The organism is bacterium, from assembly GCA_024226335.1.
Classification (GTDB): domain Bacteria; phylum Myxococcota_A; class UBA9160; order SZUA-336; family SZUA-336; genus JAAELY01.
In genome coordinates this window covers 24,816-43,492 of sequence record JAAELY010000249.1, presented here as the reverse complement: position 1 = coordinate 43,492, position 18,677 = coordinate 24,816, and the positions used below count along the sequence as shown (strand labels likewise).

Here is an 18,677-nt window from a genome sequence, read left to right as displayed (position 1 = left end):
CCGGACAAGATCGCGGTCCACCCCAACGAGCCCTCGCGGCCCAACTCGGACGGAATCCTCCATGTCACTCGAATCCATCGTCACAACTCTCAAGACACACTGGAAGTTCGACTACGAAACCAATGTAAATGCTCTTCGCGACCTCTACGAGAAGGCGAAGAAGGAACAGTGGAACGCGGCGGTGGACATCCCGTGGGATCTCGAGATCAACAAGGAGGGAGTCGGGGACATCCTGGACCCGAGCGGGGAACGCTTCCCCCGCTACGACTTCGTCAAGGCGCTCTCGAACGAGGCGCGCGAGCAGTTTGCAGCGCGGCGCTCCGCCTGGACGCTTTCCCAGTTTCTGCACGGTGAGCAGGGTGCACTGCTCTGCTGCGGACAGCTCGTCGAGGCCGTCCCGGACATCGACGGAAAACTCTACGCCGCCACCCAGGTCGTCGACGAAGCTCGGCACGTCGAGGTGTTTCACCGCTACATCACGCGACTCGACCAGGTCTATACCATCGAACCTTCGCTACACGCAGTCCTCAACGCGATCCTCGAGGCCGATCTCTGGCAGATGAAGTGCGTGGGAATGCAGGTCATCACCGAGAGCCTGGCGATGGGCACATTCAAGTCGATGAAGGAAAACACACGCGACGATCTGCTGCGCAACGTGGTCGAACTGACCGCACAGGACGAGGCACGCCACGTCTCCTACGGTCTGATCTACATGAAGGAAGAACTCCCGCGCATGTCGGATCCCGATCGCGAGCGCGTGGAAGATTTTGCGTTGGGAGCGGTTCGCATGCTCACCACTGGTGGCGGAGGCGCGGCGGACTCCAAGGGTGGCGGCATCCTGTCGTCGCGGCAGGCGGTGTATACCGAGGTAGGCATCGACTACGACGCGGCGATGCAGGAGATCGGGGAAAAAGCCAACGATCCCGAGTTCGCCAATACCGGACCTCGAATGTTCGATGACCACGTGGTCCCGCAGCTCCAGCGAGTCGGTCTCGTGACCGATCGGGTCGCTCCCGGATACCGCGAACTGGGCTTCGACGTCTAGTCGTCTGCAGACCCAGGTGCCGAGCTGACCCATGTCTGGGACCTAATGTCCCGGACTCGGGGCGGCCGGGATCCGAAACGGCGCCTCATCGATCGCGAGTCGGCACAAGCCTTGCTCGATCACACGGTATCGCCTCATACGCGAGGAGGGTGCCGTGTCGACGCCGGATTGCGGACTGCTTTCGGGAATCTGGACCCGCCTCGGTTTTCTGACCGTTCTGGTGGTCGCTGCACTTCCAGCCGGAGCTGAACCTGATCGCACGGTTCTGGTAGCCGTTCGGGAACTCACCCGCGCGAAGCAGACGATCACGCTTCCGGTGAAAGTCGGGATCCTCGAAGCGGCAGCAAGCCTCCCGCTCAGCTTCGAAGTCGCCGGACGCGTTGCGCGCATCCTGGGCGAGGGCGTGCAAGTGAATGAGGGCGACAAGATCGCCCAGCTCGACACCGAACTCGAGGTAGCCGAGGTCGAACGTGCACAGCTCCGGCTTGCCGATGCACAGCGCGACTTCGCACGCCTGCGTGGATTGCGCAAAGCTCAGGCGACTAGCGCCAGCACGCTGGAATCCGCGGCCACTGCGGCAAAGCTTCGCCGGACGGAACTCGACCTGGTTCAGGAAAGGCTCGATCGTCGGCACCTCGAAGCGCGTTTCGCGGGCATCATCGCCGATGTGCGCGTAGATCCAGGTGAGGTCGTGGTTCCTGGCAAAGTGGTTGCCCGACTCCTGAACTTCGATCTGCTGAAGATCGAAGTCGGTGTGCCTGGACATCAGATCGGCGACGTCATGCCCGGAGCCCGTGTCGAGATCAGCGTCCCGTCGCTTCGCGATTCCGGCTTCAGCGGCCTCGTGCACGCCATCGCACCCGCAGCAGCCGAAGGCAGCGTGCTTTTCGCTGTGGAGATCCTGATCCCCAATCCCGAGGGGCATCTCAAACCCGGCATGAGCGCACGTGCACGCATCGTATCTCGTGAGGTAGAAGATGCGTTGTCGATTCCGCTCGAAACTTCAGTCGCGCGCTCGGGACAGCGGGTAGTGTTCTTCGTGCAGGATGGTCGCGCGAGAGAGAAAACCGTCGAGGAGGCCTGGCTGCATGGCGACCGACTGGTACTCACCGGCGCCACCCCTAGCGATGCACTCGTCGTTCGGGGACAACACGATCTCGACGATGATGTCGCCGTTCACATCGACGATTCCGTTTTACGGGGTACGGGCCCAGATTCGCGGATCGCACGGCCCGTGGTAATGGGCCCTTGAAGATCTTTCAGAAGACGATAGGGAGACCACTCCCGATCTACCTTGCAGCCGTGCTGGTCTCGCTGTTGGGAATCTGGTGCCTTTCAGAGCTGCCTGTCAATCGAGCACCTGAGGTGCAGATTCCGTTCTCGGTGGTCTACGTGCCCTATGTCGGAGCTTCGCCCGAGGAGGTCGAAGCGGAGATCACCGTCGATCTAGACGAACAGCTCGGAACACTCGCTGACCTACGCCATCTCACCTCGATCGCGAGCGATGGTGTATCGACGCACATCCTGGAGTTCGAGGATCGTGCCGACATGAAGGAGAGTCTGCGCTCCGTCCGCGATGAAACCAGTCTGGTGGAGTCGGAGTTTCCCGACGATGCTGACGCACCGATCGTGCGCGAGATCAGTTTCGATGATCTACCGATCGTGTTCTTCACGCTACACGGAGGTGGTGACCAGTACAGGCTTCGAGAGATTGCCGAGGACCTGGCGCCCGACCTGGAAACCGTTGCGGGAGTGAGCCGCGTTGACGTTTTCGGCGGGCTCGAGCGCGAGGTGTGGATCCTCGCTGATCCTCCCTCACTCACGCAGCATGGCCTGACCCTACAGGATCTGGTAGCCGCCATCGGCCGTCAGAGCAGTGGACGACCTTCGGGCGAACTACGAGGCCGCGGCTCGAGCCATTTGATCCGCACTACGGGCGAGTTCCACTCATTGGAAGAGATCCGCTCTATCGTCGTCCTGGCCAATGGTGCAGGAAGCCTGCATCTGCGGGACGTCGCGCGTGTAGAGGTGGGTCACGTAAGGCGGACGTCGGGAGCATGGCTCGATGGCGAACCCAGTGTGACCCTGATCGTGCGCAGACGGCCCGACGTGAACACCATGGAGACCGTCGAACAGCTCGAGGCCATGATCACACGAGTGCGCTCCTCTCTGCCACCCGGAATACAAATTGAAACGCACTCTGACGCATCAGATGAGATCGCTCGGATGATCCGTCAGCTTGGCACGAGTGGAGCGATCGGTCTGGTGCTCGTGGTGCTCGTGCTCTTCACGGTTTTCGGAGTGCGTCGCGCCTTGCTAGTGGGCAGCGTATTGCCAATTTCGGTTCTGGTCACGTTCGTGGGCTTGTACTTGTTTGACATGGAGATCAGCAATATCGCGCTGTTCTCGTTGATCCTGGTACTGGGGCTCGTAGTCGATGGGGCGATCATCGTGGGAGAAGCGATCTACGCCGAGGCGGAGGCAGGTGCGACGTCGGTCGAGGCTGCCAAGACGGGAATTGGAAAAGTCGGCATGCCCGTGATCTCAGCGGACCTTACGACCGTGGCCGCATTCCTGCCGATGCTGCTGATGGTCGGAGTCATGGGCCAGTTCATGTCTGTAATGCCAAAGGTCGTAGCCTTTGCACTGATCGGCTCGGTTTTCGTCGACCATCTTCTGCTGCCGGCGGTAGCCGCTCAGCTTCGTCCTAGCGAACGCACGAGCCGCACGCGCAAGTTCACATGGTCACCCGACTTCGAACGGATCCGCCCTGTCTACGAGCGTGCCCTCATGCGTGCACTGCGGATGCGAGTATCGATTCTGGCCACCGCAACGATCGCCTTTCTGGGCGCAGGTACCCTGTACATCACGAATGTGATCGACTCGATCTTCTTGCCGGCCAGCGATCAGGCGCGTTTCATCGTCAACTATGCACTTCCGCTGGGTACCCCACTCGCCGAGACAGATCACGTCGGACAGTTGATCGGTGAACACCTACGCGAAATGTCCGAAGTGAAGCATTGGGTCCTGACCACGGGCGACACGGGCGCTCTTTCGTCTGAAGGACGAGATGGGGCCAGGGTTGGACCGGAGTACGGCAAGATCGACGTAGAACTCGTACCGGGATCGGAGCGTGAGTTTGACCAGAGTACGCTAGTGGCGAAGTTGCGCAGACAATTGGAAGTCTACGCAGGGGTAGAGATCGACCTCCAGGAACTCGAGGGAGGCCCGCCGGTTGGGGCCGCGCTCGCAATCCGCGTGAAAGGTGAATCGCTCGAGCAAGTAGCCAATGCCGCAGAGCGTATCGAGCGGCGCCTGAGCAGCCTTCCTGGAGCGACCGACGTGCGCATGGATTACGACCGCACACGGCCCGAGATTCGTGTGGACCTGGATCGGGCCCGCGCTTCCGCGCGCTTCGGTATCTTGCCTGAGCAAGTCTCGAATGCCCTGCTTACCTCCTTTCACGGCGTAGATGTCGGTCGTATGTGGATGGGCGACGAACGCGTCGACCTGCGCCTGCGTGCACCTGACACCACACCGCACACTATGGATCAGGTTGGTGAACTTCCTCTGCGCGCAGCAGATGGACGGCTCGTCCCGCTGGGCGAGATCGCGAGGATCTGGCTCGACTTCGGCCAGAACGCGATCTTCCGCCACAATGGCCGTCGCACGGTGACCGTGCGGGCCGACGCTGTCGAAGGATTCTCCACGGTCCTGTTGGAAACGACGGCGCGTGAGGCATTGGCAGCAATGACGCTACCCGGTGATATCGCTCTCGAGTTCGGTGGCGAAACTGAGGAACGCGACCGGTCCTACACGAGCTTGTGGCAGGCTCTGAAGTGGGGATTGCTTCTGATCTACATCGTGATCGCCGTACAGTTCAACTCGCTCCGGCAGCCTTTCATCGTACTGCTCGGTGTTCCGCTCTCGGTAGTAGGCGTGACTCTCGGACTTCTCATCACGGGCACACCGTTCAGCTTCATGGTCTTCATTGGCATCGTGTCGCTTACAGGCATTGTCGTAAACGACGGAATCGTCATGGTCGATGCCATCAATCGCAAGCGCAGAGCTGGGATGATCCTGAATGACGCTCTGCGCTTCGCTTCGTCGGAACGTCTGCGACCCGTGTTGCTCACGACCTTTACTACGATCGCCGGCCTGCTCCCGCTCACACTGAATCTGACTTCGGGTGGAGAGTTCTGGGTACCCCTCGGAGTCACGATCATCTCGGGATTGCTCCTGGCCTCGGCCCTCACCCTCTTCGTGGTCCCTGTGCTCTACTCCCTGATCGAAAGCCCGAGAGCAAACCTGCCTGCAGTCGGACCCAAGAACAGGCATCCGAGTGCGGAAGTGCCGGAACTGGCCGTTTCCGCGGTGCGTCACTCGGAGTAATGCGAAGAAGCTGAAACGCTCTGCGTCGAAATTCACCGCCGAAAAGCCGAGGCTCGTCTACTTGCTATGGCAGGCGACGCATGCTGCATCACCGTTGGCGTCGTTGCCTGCCAGGTCCATCGAAGCGGGAACCTGTAGGGATTTCCTTGCTGCAACCGGACCGGGCCTGGCGCCCCGCTCGTGCACATCGTGACATGTGGAGCACTCGATCCGTCTTGGGTGGGGCTTGGAAGACGGTCCCTGCCCGGCATTCGCGGATCGGTCCGTGGATTCGACTGAGATCGGGTGGCGCTTCGCGAGCCCCGAATCACCCGATGCGCTGGCTCGTGCAGACCTGCTATTGGAGGCATCCCCGTTCTCGTTCGATTGGCCGAGAAGGCTATTCCGCGCGACGACCCCATCATGACAGCTCAAGCAGAGCTTCGAAACACCAGCCGGCGCATCATTTCCAGTACGAAGCTGCCAGCTACCTCGGTTGACGGGCTCGGCATACGATTCGAAACGTACTCGAGCAGTCAGCCCGCTACCCCAGGGGGGCTTGGCCAGGGACGGCCGCTGCTCTTGCGGCGCGTCGGAAGGCCCGTGGCAGGCCCCGCAAGCCCGATCGAGCCCACCACTGCGAAGATGCGGGTTTGATATCTCGTCCCTACCTATGGATCGCGCGCGGGTGAAGTCGTGCACGCTGCCCGCGATACCTTCCGCACCTGTGGCCCACGCAAGATGAAGTGGCAGGCATAGGCTCGCTACAACATTGAACGAAATCAGAGCATGGATTCTGCGCATCCGCCGAGCCTCTCAACACGAGTTGCTTCGCGCTGGGCTCGATCAACGAAAATCCCGATCTATTGCCGCGGCGCTGCGTGCGACATCGGCGGCTCTGGAGAACGACATTAGTTTGCGGCAGAACTGCGCCGTAGATGCATGCGCATACTACGTGCAGAAGATGTGCAACAGTTCAGCTAACGAACAGTTCCGGGGAGAGCATCGGAATTGACCGATTTCTCTTTGCTGCGTTCGTAGGCCTCGGCTTCGTGACAGCCGGGCTGGCAGGAGCCACCGTTCGAAGTCGATTCGTAGTGCAGCGGCATCTGCCAGCCTCCGAACTGGATCGTCTCCGAGATCATCGCCTCACCGTCGCCGGCATGCAGATCGTGACATGCACGGCAGGTGCGACCGCGTTGCTTCTTATTGACGTGCACGAAATGCAGGTTGCGGTCTCCATCGCGGAACGCGGTGGCACTTCGGGTGCGCCGACTCGTGACCAGATTCGATTCATGACACGAAAAACACAGTCCGTAGTTCCTGACCCGGAAGGGGCTGTAGAAGCGCTCAGGGAAGCGCTTCTTCAACAGCCGAAATTCACCATTCCCATGAGGGTCATGGCAGGCTGTACAACCATCCTTCCGGATCGGTTCGTGCCAGGCCGAGTGCTCCTCGAGCCGACGCAAAATGTTGGTGAGCACGTCGTCACCAGACTCCACACGCTTGTCGTGGCAACCCAGGCACAGGTCCCGCTCGGGTTTCGTCAAGACGGCCGCATGGTCGGACGCATGCGGCGAGTGGCAACTCAGACATTCATCACGCGTCTTCACGGGAGCATGATCCACGCTCGCATTGTTTGCACCGTTGACGATGTCTGCGTGGCATTCAGCACATATCTTCTGCTTCTCGGCAATCAGCATCACTGGATGGTTACTGCTATGCGGGTTGTGACAATCGATACAGTCATCCCGCGCCGGATCGTGAACGTGCTCCGAACTCTTGACCAGATCGGCAATCTCTTCGTGACAGCTCTCGCACAATGCCATTCCTTTGTGGCGAAGCAGCTTGGCTCGGGACGAGGCATGCGGATCGTGGCACTGCGTACATGCACCTGCGTCGACGGGTCCGTGTTTGTACTCGCCTTCGACGATATCCTCGTCGTGGCAGCCGAAACACAGATCCTGGAGATTGTCGTCCTTGACGTCGTCGTTCAATAACGCCGCAGTTTCCCCTGCATGCGGATCGTGACAATCCAGACAGCCGCCATCCTCCGCTGCTTCATGCACGGTTTTCGCAGCACCCATCCTCTCGCCCAATTCCGAATGGCAGCCGAAACAGCTCTCCTCTGAGTCGTCTGTCTCGAAGACGTGTTTGCGTGGGTCGTCCGACGAATGGCATTCCCGGCAGGCCTCAGGGCCAGAGAACTCCGCCCAGTGACGATGTGGCGCCTGCTCGATGAACCCGTGGCAGGCCGCGCTGGCGCATGCGGCATCGGGATTGAGCTGTTCTGGCACTTCCGCGCTCAGAGGAACCGCTAGCAATGACCAGATGGCAAAGGAGCCGGTCCATAGCGCACGAATAATCCGCGGGTTGAGGCTGTTCCGACCGCCGCCCGCTGGAACTGTGACGCGGCTGCCCTGTGCTCCTGCTTCTGGAGTTCCGATGTGCATGAAGGCCGATTCTCTCATTTTCTCGTGTCGGAAAAAGTCACAGCTGTCTTTGAAGTGAGTCAATATGCTTCAGCTTGTTTGTCGCACAGCGTCGTCCTGTCCAGCTCCGAATGCCGAAAAAGGACCCATTCGAGTGAATTGACTCTATAGCAGCACGAGAGCAAGGCCTGTGCCCAGCTCCAGGATGGCGCTGAAACGACACGTCGAGGTCGACAGAAGAGGCGGCCCCGCTTGCAATGGTGCTGTGATCCCGCAATACGCCCATACTGAGCTTTTGGCCCGTTTCCAGTTTCCCGCTTCCATGCTCGGTGTCCAGAAACGCCACATCTGTCGGTGGGATGATTCGGAAATTCTCATTCTTTCGCTCACTCCGGATGGGTCTCGAGGCCCGTTGATCCAACCAATTTCAACTACTTCGGGGAGTTAGCTCACATTCGCGTTTGTGCGGAAGCTCTGGAAGAGACAACTCTGGAGCGGCACGCCGCTTGCTCCAAGCACCTGTCAACGCGTAAACTGCAATGGGCGGAATTTCCGTAGTGCAGCGCTGGAGCGAGGATGACCGGAAGGAGGGCTAGGAAGCCATGACTACACAAAAAAATTCTTTAGTCATTGCGGGTTTGGCAATGATCCTGTTGGTTGGAGGCGGGTCTCATCTTGCCTTTGCCAACGGAACGGGAGGTGGAATTCAGGGGAGTCCTCACGACTTCACCGATGACGTCGACCAAGGCGGAGCCACCGTTTCCGAGATTACCGGAGCTATTCCGTGGAATCTCAAGCGCAAGGAAATCTGTCGTACGTGCCACGTACCCCATGATCATGGGAAGGTGCGCTACGGCAATCAGGGTATCTTGTGGAACCATGAAGTGACCACCAAGACAACCTGGCAGATGTATGGAACGGATGCATCCATGATCGATTACATGGATGCCACCCCTGCAACGGAGCCGCTGGGCGTGTCGAAGCTCTGCCTGGGCTGCCACGACGGCGTCACGGGGATCAACCAGTACGATGGGAAGGTCGCAGCCGACTTCCCGAACGTCGACTACGGCGGAGCCCTGCAAGTATTGAGCGATCAATACAGCGCTGGATTCGTAATCGGTGGAGCGACGACGAACGTGGGTGATTGTCTCACCAACGGAAACTGCGCGGACTACGGCGCATCCAGCATGACAAACAACCATCCGATCTCGATCGCCTACGCGGATGCTGGTGGTGCGGCCAAGGGCATGAAGCCAGACACCACGCCACTAGGTGGCGGTACCATCGCCGACGTCCTGGACAATGGCCGCGTCGAGTGCTCGACCTGCCACGATGTCCATGACAAGGATGCGGTTTCCGGTACGCACCTGCTTCGTGAGAGCACGAAAGCGGGAGTCGGGGCAGGCGCCAGCGCTCTCTGCCTGACCTGCCACGACAAGTAGCTGAGGCGACACCGAGTCACCTTGCTGGCGACTCAATCTGCGTGAAACATGAAACCGGACCCGACCTCGGAACTACCCGGGGTCGGGTCCTTTGTTTTCGGCGCTTCTCTCGATGGTACCCGTGTATACTGGTGCGGAGGAGCCATCATCGTTCGAGTAGCAGAACTGCTGGTATTCCGGTTCGCTCGCATGCTTCCGTCTCCGATCCTCGCGAAGCTGGCCTTCGCGACGTTGGTCCTCGGACCTGGATTGACCGTAGCAGATGCGCAGAACGGAGCGGGCCAGGAAGTAGTGAACTGTATGCGAAGCGGCTGTCACAACGAATTGCAGCAGCTTCCTGTTCGCCACACTCCTGTAGCGAAGGGACGCTGCGTTGCGTGTCATGCATTTGATGCGAGCGACGTTCCCGTACCCACGTACCACGAGGGAACGGGCGTACGGGCCCTTGTTTCAGCGAGTGGCGGGCGCAGCTGTGCCTCGTGTCATCAGCCGCTGCCTCCATTCCACGTAGATCCCTCCCAGGGAGACGAGGATCCCTGCCTCAGATGTCACGACCCTCACGGCGGAACCACACAGGCGGCATTGCTTGGCCCGGAACGGACCGGTTGCGCGACCTGTCATACAGGCTTTGCGCGGCCGGCGAATGACACGCGGTCATTCGAACATGGCCCACTGACGGAAGACCGCTGCACGCCCTGCCATCCGGCGCACGCGGTCGGAGACAAAGCCCTCTTGCGTGGTTCCCTGCCAGCAGGCCCCTACACAACACCGTACGAGCACAGTGCCTTCTCGGCGTGTTACGGCACCTGCCATTCACGGGAACTCGTCGAGACGCAACCCACGACGCAGACAACTCGCTTTCGCAATGGAGAGGACAACCTTCACTACCGGCACGTAGTCGCTTCGGACGGGCGCGGGCGCTCTTGTGGACTCTGCCACGAACCGCATCGTTCCTCCGGACCAGCGCTGATGCGGAAGAACATGCCCTTTGGTCAGGAGACCCTGACATTGCATTTTTCGGCAACGCCGGGCGGTGGAAACTGTACGACCTCGTGCCATATTCCAGCCGAGTACGACCGCGAACGGGCCATCCCCTCGCGTATGCGGATCCTCAAGCGGCCTTCGGAAGCCATCGCTCAATGAGGTTCACGGCGCTCGCGGTTGTCGGGTTCCTGTTGGCAGGATGCGCCACCCCGGATTTCGACCAGGACTCACTTTTCTATCCGGCTCCACCTCAACGACCTCGCATCCAGTTTCTGACGCAGTTTGCCGGTGCCGATGACGTTGAAGGCGCTCCAAGCATGTTCATGAGGTTCCTGGTCGGCGAGCAGGGGAGTTCGCGGCGCATGCGCAAGCCAACCGCCGTCGCCGCATTCGACGGGGTGATCTACGTAGCGGATCCGGGTTGGGGTACGGTGCTGCGACTGGACCTGAAGAACAAGGTCTTCGACCCGCTTCCGGGCGCAAAGGCCGAAGGCCAGCTCCGCTCGCCCGTGGCCATCGCCATCGATGCACAGGGCAATAAGTTCATTGCAGACTCGGTGCGCAAGCAGGTCGTCCAATTCGACCGCGAAGACGCCTTCGTGCGTTCTTACGGAAACCCTGAGAAGCTTCGTCCAACCGGCGTGGCGGTGGACGAGGACTTCGTCTACGTGGTCAATCGTATGAAGCACCGCGTCGAAGTTCTGGATCGTCGGACCAAGGCCAGGGAACGCACCATCGGAGAATTTGGCGAACGCACAGGTGAGTTCAACGTCCCTACTAGCCTCAGCATCGACGAGCGAGGACATCTGTTCGTGACGGATGCGATCAACTTCCGCATCCAGGAGTTTGACGTCGACGGCGAGTTCGTTCACGAATTCGGCTTTCTGGGGGATGGTCCCGGAACATTCGCGCGCCCACGCGGCACGGCCGTCGATAACGAGGGCCATCTATATGTGTCCGATGGGGCTTTCGAAAACGTGCAGATCTGGGATACGGAGAATACACAGGTACTGCTCGCGTTCGGCGGATCAGGCATGGGACCGGGAAGCATGTACCTACCGGCAGACGTCTTTGTCAGCGCCGACCTCGTACCGCACTTCGAGTCCTTTGTAGATCCGGGTTTCGTACTCAAATACGTGGTCCTGGTTGCAAACAACTACGGTCCCAACAAGATCGGGGTCTACGGTTTCGTCGAACCAAGGGATCCATCGCGCTACGATGAATTCGCGTTGCCGGACGAAGACGAGGAGTAGCCGGATGCTGACCGGCAGGGCAACGCTAGAAGTAGTGCCGCTGGCGGCCGTCCTGGTATTGTCCGCGGTGACGGTAAGCTGCAGCGCGCCGCATCGACACGAATGGCTCGAGTTCCTCTTCGATGGCGTGCCGCCTTACGTCAGCCCCGAAGCTCGTGCGCAACAGATTGCCGACGCTGCGTCCGAGATCGAGGCTCAAAAGGAAGAAGAACTCCAGGCCAGAACTCGCACGAAGACCTTTCGCGAGTTTAGTCACGGTCCCTATGCCGCCGAAGAATGCGCGCGCTGTCACGATCTGGGCGCTTCCTCCGGCTGGAGAGGTCCGCGTGGCGGCGGCGCCTCGAGCGCACAGGCACAGGCCGCCCTGGCTGAAGGAGGGCGTTTGCGCATGCCCGTCGACGAACTGTGCACCCACTGTCACAGCGAGTACTCCCCCGCGCACTCCCGCAACCAGGGCATGTCGATCCACGGTCCAGTGGCCGGCGGCTGGTGCGTGGCCTGCCACCAATCGCATACCTCGCCTTATCCGGCACTCCTCCGTGCCGAACCGTCTGCCCAACTCTGTGGACAATGCCATCTGCGAGAAGACCTGCTTGCGTTCACGGCCGAGCATCGGCCATCGGATCCCAATGACGCATGGCCGCCAACAAAGGAGGACGATCGGACAGAGGATGCACCGACACTCCGCGTCACGGCGCAGTGCACCCACTGTCATGACCCACACGGCGGACCGGATCACTTCTTTCTCAGAAGACAACCCGCTACCTCCAATACGGTGCAGGCTGAGGTACGCGGAGACCGGGGTAAGGTGCAGTGACTCGACGACTTTCGCTGCCGCTCGTCCTCCTGCTCACGCTTGGCGCGCTGTTTTCTTCCAGCGCCCAGGCGCAACGGCAGAGCCGGCCATTGTTCGAATTCGAGGAGTGGTCCGGTGAACTCGCGGGTGAAGTCCGCTGGGACAACGACAAGCGCGAGATCGACGAAGGAACGGGCTCGGAAAACAAGCGATTGTCCATGATCGAAGAATTGAAGCTGGGCTTCGACGGCTGGGTCTACCATCCCGCCTTCTCTGATATCTCCGGAATTTTCCGCCTGGAGTTCGAGCAGGCGAGTTCGGACACCGAACCCGCCGGAAGCTCGCAAGACACCGACCGGATGGACCTGGGCTTCAATCTCTCGGGCACTTTCCTGCCCGAGAAACCCTATCCAGTTACTCTCTTTGCAGACAAGGAGCGCTCGGAACTCGACACCCCGCTCGCACCACAACAAATCGTCGATGCGCTTCGTTACGGGACCAGTGTGAACTTCCGCGAGTTCGCGCTCGGTGATTTCAAGCTGCCCACCCAGGTCAGCTTGACCCATAACGAGATCGACTCCAGCGGGATTTCGAGTAATACAAAGCGCGAACGGGATTTGTTTCGCTTGAGCCTGCGAAACGAGACAGACCGTACACGCAGTGTCTTCAACTTCGATGCAGAAGAGCAAGAGACGCGGTCCGGCATCTCGTCTGCGAGTCGCCGGAGGCACACCCTCCAGGCCTCTCACGACCGAACGCTCGACAAAGGTCTGTTCTCGAGCAATCTGGTCTGGACCGAAAACAGCAGCGACGTGGACAGTCGGGCACTCTACCTGACTGAACAGATCCGCCTGTCCCACGGAGCGAAACTGAGCTCCCGCTACAACTACACGCTGAACTACCAGGACAACTCGACATCTGCCACGTCCCACGCCGCTTCGGCGGGGCTCTCACACCAACTCTTCGACTCTTTGAGAACGACCGTCAGCACGGGCGGCACGTTCTCGGACTTCGACCTGGGCCAAGTGTGGTCAGCCTACGGGAGACTCGATTTCGACTACAACAAGAAGATTCCGTGGGGACGCCTGGGTCTTCGATTCTCACCGGACATGAGCTATCAGGACGAGGACCAGGAAGAAGGTAGTCTCACAGTCCTGGACGAGACGCAGAACGTGTTGATCGGTCAGCTGATCATCCTCAACAAGACCTTTGTCGCAGTCGATTCGATCGTCGTAACCGATCCTACGACTCTGTTCTCATTTATCGAGGGCATCGATTACGAAGTCGTGCCCGTTGGAAGCCAGACTGGCTTGCGTGTGATCCCCGGCAGCAACCTCGACCCCGCTGTTCCGCCGTTAGCCAGCACTATCGAGGTCGACTACGATTTCCAGACCCTGAGTTCTCGAAAATTCAGCGGCCAGACGACCACATCGAGCATCAGCCTCGACCTACTGGATCATCTGTACATCGAAGTGTCCGATGCACGAACCAGCCAGCGGTTGATTTCCGGTGTGGAAGAGCAGAACTCGTTCAATGATTCTGATGTGCAGAACGGAACTGTAGAGTTCCGGTACGGTATCAGCCGAACGCGTTTCAAGTATCGCCGAGAACGGCATGGCCTGACGCCTCGAGATCGCTACAGCTTGAGCCAGTTCCTGAACTTTCGCCTGGGAAGGCGCTCGACATTTTCACTCTATGGCACGTTCAGTCACGAGAGCCTCGAAGAGGTGAATCGCGATACCGACACGACTCACGCAGGAGCGACAATCACAACAGTCTTGCCCGGACGGATCCTTGCTCGCTTGCGCCTGCTTGGCCGACTGGTGGAACAAGAAGAGGAAGACACCGAGACGATCGGCTCCACGCTGTCGTTTACCTACCGCTATGGACGATTGCACCTGTCGCTGGAGCACCGCTACTTCCAGGTCGATACTCAAGCAACCTCGGGCAGCAGGCAAGACAGCAAGGATCGATTCAACCGCCTGCTTTTCCGGGTTTCGAGACCGTTCTGACCATGGCCGGGGCATTGCTTCGCGGGCACTTTTTGTCGAGAGTCATCGCGCCTTTGTGCGCGGGATTTCTGTTTGGCTGCGCGACGCCGTCGGCCGAGCGCGAACCCGCGGTCGGTGTGCCCGAGATTGTCTGGCCTTCGGGTCCCGAGACGGCTCGGATCCGCTTCGCGGCACAGATCCGCACGCCCGCCGACCTGGGCATCCATCCGAGTGCACTGCGCCGCTTCTGGGACTGGTTGTCGGGCGCAATCGAACCTCGCATGGTCCGGCCGCACGGCGTGGCAGTAGATGGACGCGGGCGGTTGTGGGTTGCCGACCCGGGTGCGGGCCTGGTGCACATTTTCGATACGGCACGGCAGCGCTATCGCGCGTTGAATACGGAAGAGTCAGATCGTCTCATCTCACCGATCGCCGTCACTCATGATGCCGACGGCGTCGCCTACGTGACCGACTCGGCGCGGGCGCGGATCCGTCGCTACGACCGCAACGGAGAAACTCTGGGGGACTGGACCGCCGACGGCGCGCTCGTGCGTCCGACCGGAATTGCGTTCGACGTCCATAACCAAATACTTTGGGTCGTAGATACGGCGAGGCACCTGCTCGTTGCCCTGGACACCGAAGGAAAGGTGGTCACATCATTCGGTGGCCGTGGCAGCCAGCCTGGTGAGTTCAATTTCCCCACGCACCTGGCAATCGATTCGAAAAGCCGTCTGCTCGTGACCGATACGCTGAACTTCCGCGTGCAGATTCTTTCTCCAGAAGGACAGCCACTCACTGTGCTCGGCGAACTCGGGGATACGCCCGGGAGCTTCTCCAAGCCCAAAGGTGTCGCAGTCGATCGGGACGGTCACGTCTACGTCGTGGATTCCTTGTTCGACAACGTGCAGATCTTCGACCGAACCGGCCCTGTGCTATTGGGCTTCGGTGCTTCGGGCGCTGGCCCAGGGCAATTCTGGCTTCCGGCCGGTCTTTGCGTTTCCAACGGTAATCGCATCTACGTCGCCGACGCGTACAACCGACGGGTACAAGTCTTTGAATACCTCGGCCAGTAGATGGATGCTCGGTGTGTCGGTGCTCGCACTGGCATTACTCGTTTCGCTTTCGGGACGGGCCGGAATCACTGCGACGAAACACAACCTGTCGACCACCGGTCCCGGTCCGATCCAGGCCGAGTCGGAGGGGCGCCTGTGCATTTTCTGCCATACACCCCACCACAGTTCACGCTCATCCTCGATGTTGTGGAACCGTCAGGATTCCACGGAGACGTATCTTCCCTACCAGAGCGCGACACTACTGGCGACGGTCGACCAGCCAACGGGAGCGAGCAAGCTCTGCCTGTCCTGCCACGACGGCACGGTCGCTCTGGGAAACCTGGTCAGTCAACCCGAGGAAATCGGTTTCGTTGGCGGAGTGCGTTTCATGCCGTCCGGCGGCAGTCTTGTAGACAGCGATCTTCGCGACGACCATCCCATCTCATTTGACTACGACTCCGCGTTGGCGGCGCAGCGGGCGGATCTGGTCGACCCAAGTGAATTGATGGGCAGTGTGACGGTGGACCCTCGGGGACAGCTCCAGTGCACTTCATGCCACGATCCACATAACGAAGGTTTTGGAAATTTCCTGGTCGCGCCAATGATCGGTTCGAAACTGTGTCTCGAGTGCCACGAAAAACCGGACTGGGCTCCTTCGTCGCATTCCACCTCGCTCGCGACCTGGAATGGCAGTGGAACCGATCCCTGGCCGCACACAGACTTCACAACCTTGGCGGAGAATGCCTGTCAGAACTGCCATTCTCCGCACTCCGCGGGAAGCACGGCCTGGATCCTCAACCACGCTCAAGAGGAAGACAACTGTCTAGTGTGTCACGACGGAACTCTGGCGGCAACCGATATCCAGAGCGATATCTCCGCCGCCTTCCATCATCCGGTGGAACTGACGACTGACGTGCACACACCCAATGAGGACCCGACCTTTGGTCTTTCAGAGCACGTGGAGTGCAGCGATTGTCACGAACCTCATAGCACGAGCGAAGATGCGGCCCATGCGGCCCCGCTCGCAAGTCCTACCCTTGGCCGGGCGAGCGGTGTAGACCGCAACGGTTCCGCAGTCTCACCTGCAACCTACGAATACGAGGTTTGTTTCAAATGCCATGGTGACTCACCGATGAGTGATCCGCCGATCAATCGTCAGCTTCTCGAAGTGAACAAGCGCCTGCAGTTCGATCTTAGCAACGCTTCGTATCACCCGGTCGAGGGCATGGGCAAGAATCCGAACGTGCCGAGTCTCTTGTCGCCGTATACCGAGACGAGTCTGATCTACTGCAGTGATTGCCATGCGAGCGATCGCGGACCCGGTGCCGGAGGCAGTGGACCCGCGGGTCCACATGGATCGGTTTTCGAGCACATCCTAGAGCGACAGTACAATACGATTGACGGGGTGCCCTACGACCCCAGCTTGTATGACCTGTGCTTCAAATGCCATAGCGAATCGAGTCTACGCTCAGACATCAGTTTCGATAAACACAAGAAGCACTTTGAAGAAGAGGACGCGCCGTGCAGTGCCTGCCACGATCCCCATGGTGTGAGCGACGGAACTCCGTCCAACAACTCTCACTTGATCAACTTCGATCTGTCGATTGTGTCTGCAGATCCGAATACGGGCCGCCTTGAATTCGAAGACCTGGGAGACAACGCGGGGCAGTGCTACTTGCAGTGCCACGGCGAGGACCACAGCCCGGAGTCCTACGGTCCATGAGCTACACCTCCCCACTACTCCGGCTGTCTGGCCTGGTGTTGTGTGCGCTGGTGTCGGTCGCAACCCCTGTGCATGCTACGGACGCCATACCACACAACGCAATCGACGCCGTCATCTGTCGCGTAAACGGCGCCGAGATCCGCGGACGCGAACTTCAGGCGGAGCTTTCGCGACGCATGCCTGGAGCCAGTTTTCACGGCAGCGTTGATGCCGCCAGGCGGCTAGAACTCGAACGCGCGTCTCTGAAGACACTGATCGATGTGGAATTGAAATTCCAGGATGCCGAACAACGTGGTATAGCCGTGAGCGACGACGAACTGCAGCATGCGCTACGAGGCGTGATCGCACGCTATCCGAACGAAAAGGCCTTCGAAGCACGCCTGACAGCCTCTGGATTCACACGCGACGACGTGCGCGCCGCTCTGCGACGCCGACAGCTTACTTCGAAAGTCGAGGAGCGACTGCTGGATGCAGCACCGGCCGTGGATGACGAGAGCATGCGCCGCTACTACGACGAGAACCGCGCTGTACTGGTCATGCCCGCCCAGGCCAATGTACGTCGCATCTTCATTCGCGTACCTCCGCTGGGACGCAATCCAGAGGTCTGGCAGGGAACTATCGATCGCCTCGCTGACGCCCGGGCACGCATCATTGCGGGTGAATCATTCGAGTCGCTGGTGGCTGAGATCTCGGAGGCCTCGAAAGATGAGAAGGATAAGGGGGGACTACTCGGTCTCGTCCACCCGAATCAACTGGAAGAAGAACTCGATGCGGCGATCTGGTCGCTCTCGGAGGCCGGGTTGTCGCAACCCATTCGGACTTTCCGCGGCGTTCACCTCCTGAAGGTGGAGAACCTCATCCCCTCCCACCCGATGGAATTCCGGGAAATCAAAGAGAAGCTGCGCGGCAACCTGAAAAGAACGCGAGATCGCGAGTTGCTAGAAACGTGGCTTGCAGACCTTCGCGCCAAGGCCAACATCGAGATTCTCGTGCCTACACTCGCAGACTGAAGACCCGGCCAACTCCACCTCCCGATTCAGGATAAGATCACAGTCCAGCGACCGAAGGAGTTCGCAATGAGCATTCTCGTAAGAGACGTAATGCAGAGCAAACCCATAACCGTATCTCCGTCGGAGACAGTGTTCGGGCTCGAGCGTGGCTTGATCGAAAACCGGATCGGAGGTTTTCCGGTCGTCGAAGATGGAAAGTTGATCGGAATAGCCTGTCGCTCCGATATCGTTCGAGCACTGGGTTATGAGCACACCTACGCTGAACAACTCGCCGACCAGAACATGGAGGTTGCCGGAGAACACGGGCAGAGCCTCAGCGAGAAGAACTGGGCTAAGGAAGTGGGATCCCGCGTGGGTGAGCGTCTGGAAGGTATGAAGGTGAGGGACGTGATGATTCGAGACGTCTGCGTCGCTCGGCCGGACGACACCGTCGAGGCCGCAGCCAAGCAGATGGCAACCGCGGGCTTCCATCGCCTACCGATCGTCGACGAAGGTCGTCTGGTCGGCATTCTCACGAGCCTGGATCTGACTCGCCTGATTGCCGAGGGCCGTTATCGAGCCGTCTGATGGGGAGTCAT

13 protein-coding genes are annotated in these 18,677 nt (G+C 59.8%); 12 read left to right on the top strand and 1 reads right to left on the bottom strand.

The features are described 5' to 3' along the window. The first annotated feature begins 61 nt into the window (after nt 1-61). From GY725_12705 to GY725_12695, 3 genes are all read left to right on the top strand, one after another. Complete coding sequence (locus tag GY725_12705) at nt 62-1,045, top strand: ferritin-like domain-containing protein (protein ID MCP4005046.1); 984 nt, start codon at nt 62-64, stop codon at nt 1,043-1,045. A 154-nt stretch (nt 1,046-1,199) separates the two neighbouring features. Further along, a complete protein-coding gene (locus GY725_12700) occupies nt 1,200-2,297 on the top strand; it encodes an efflux RND transporter periplasmic adaptor subunit (GenBank protein MCP4005045.1) in 1,098 nt (365 codons plus the stop codon). After that, the gene (locus GY725_12695; GenBank protein MCP4005044.1) at nt 2,294-5,437 is read left to right on the top strand and encodes an efflux RND transporter permease subunit; all 3,144 of its coding nucleotides are present in this window, start codon (nt 2,294-2,296) and stop codon (nt 5,435-5,437) included. The genes GY725_12700 and GY725_12695 overlap by 4 nt, the downstream gene beginning before the upstream one ends. A 959-nt stretch (nt 5,438-6,396) precedes the next feature. Here GY725_12695 and GY725_12690 read toward each other — a convergent pair. Next, nucleotides 6,397-7,887 carry a hypothetical protein gene (locus GY725_12690; GenBank protein MCP4005043.1) on the bottom strand — a complete coding sequence of 497 codons (1,491 nt, stop codon included), beginning with the start codon at nt 7,885-7,887 and terminating at the stop codon, nt 6,397-6,399. A gap of 563 nt (nt 7,888-8,450) precedes the next feature. Here GY725_12690 and GY725_12685 point away from each other — a divergent pair. The 9 genes from GY725_12685 to GY725_12645 all read left to right on the top strand — a co-directional run bounded on the left by GY725_12685 (nt 8,451) and on the right by GY725_12645 (nt 18,666). Then, nucleotides 8,451-9,290 (top strand): hypothetical protein, encoded by an 840-nt coding sequence (locus GY725_12685; protein MCP4005042.1) that lies wholly within the window; start codon nt 8,451-8,453, stop codon nt 9,288-9,290. A gap of 300 nt (nt 9,291-9,590) precedes the next feature. Beyond that, nucleotides 9,591-10,433 carry a hypothetical protein gene (locus GY725_12680; protein ID MCP4005041.1) on the top strand — a complete coding sequence of 281 codons (843 nt, stop codon included), beginning with the start codon at nt 9,591-9,593 and terminating at the stop codon, nt 10,431-10,433. Beyond that, complete coding sequence (locus GY725_12675) at nt 10,430-11,527, top strand: hypothetical protein (GenBank protein ID MCP4005040.1); 1,098 nt, start codon at nt 10,430-10,432, stop codon at nt 11,525-11,527. Before GY725_12680 ends, GY725_12675 begins: the two co-directional genes overlap by 4 nt. A 4-nt stretch (nt 11,528-11,531) precedes the next feature. Further along, on the top strand, nt 11,532-12,344 hold the full coding sequence (locus GY725_12670; protein MCP4005039.1) for a hypothetical protein: 813 nt from the start codon (nt 11,532-11,534) through the stop codon (nt 12,342-12,344). Beyond that, a complete protein-coding gene (locus GY725_12665) occupies nt 12,341-14,335 on the top strand; it encodes a hypothetical protein (GenBank protein ID MCP4005038.1) in 1,995 nt (664 codons plus the stop codon). The genes GY725_12670 and GY725_12665 overlap by 4 nt, the downstream gene beginning before the upstream one ends. 2 nt (nt 14,336-14,337) lie before the next feature. After that, nucleotides 14,338-15,387 (top strand): 6-bladed beta-propeller, encoded by a 1,050-nt coding sequence (locus GY725_12660; protein ID MCP4005037.1) that lies wholly within the window; start codon nt 14,338-14,340, stop codon nt 15,385-15,387. A gap of 13 nt (nt 15,388-15,400) precedes the next feature. Next, nucleotides 15,401-17,089, top strand: coding sequence for a hypothetical protein (locus GY725_12655; GenBank protein ID MCP4005036.1), 1,689 nt, complete (start codon nt 15,401-15,403; stop codon nt 17,087-17,089). Beyond that, nucleotides 17,086-18,099 carry a hypothetical protein gene (locus GY725_12650; protein MCP4005035.1) on the top strand — a complete coding sequence of 338 codons (1,014 nt, stop codon included), beginning with the start codon at nt 17,086-17,088 and terminating at the stop codon, nt 18,097-18,099. Before GY725_12655 ends, GY725_12650 begins: the two co-directional genes overlap by 4 nt. Nucleotides 18,100-18,165: 66 nt before the next feature. Continuing rightward, nucleotides 18,166-18,666 carry a CBS domain-containing protein gene (locus tag GY725_12645; GenBank protein ID MCP4005034.1) on the top strand — a complete coding sequence of 167 codons (501 nt, stop codon included), beginning with the start codon at nt 18,166-18,168 and terminating at the stop codon, nt 18,664-18,666. Nucleotides 18,667-18,677: the final 11 nt, after the last annotated feature.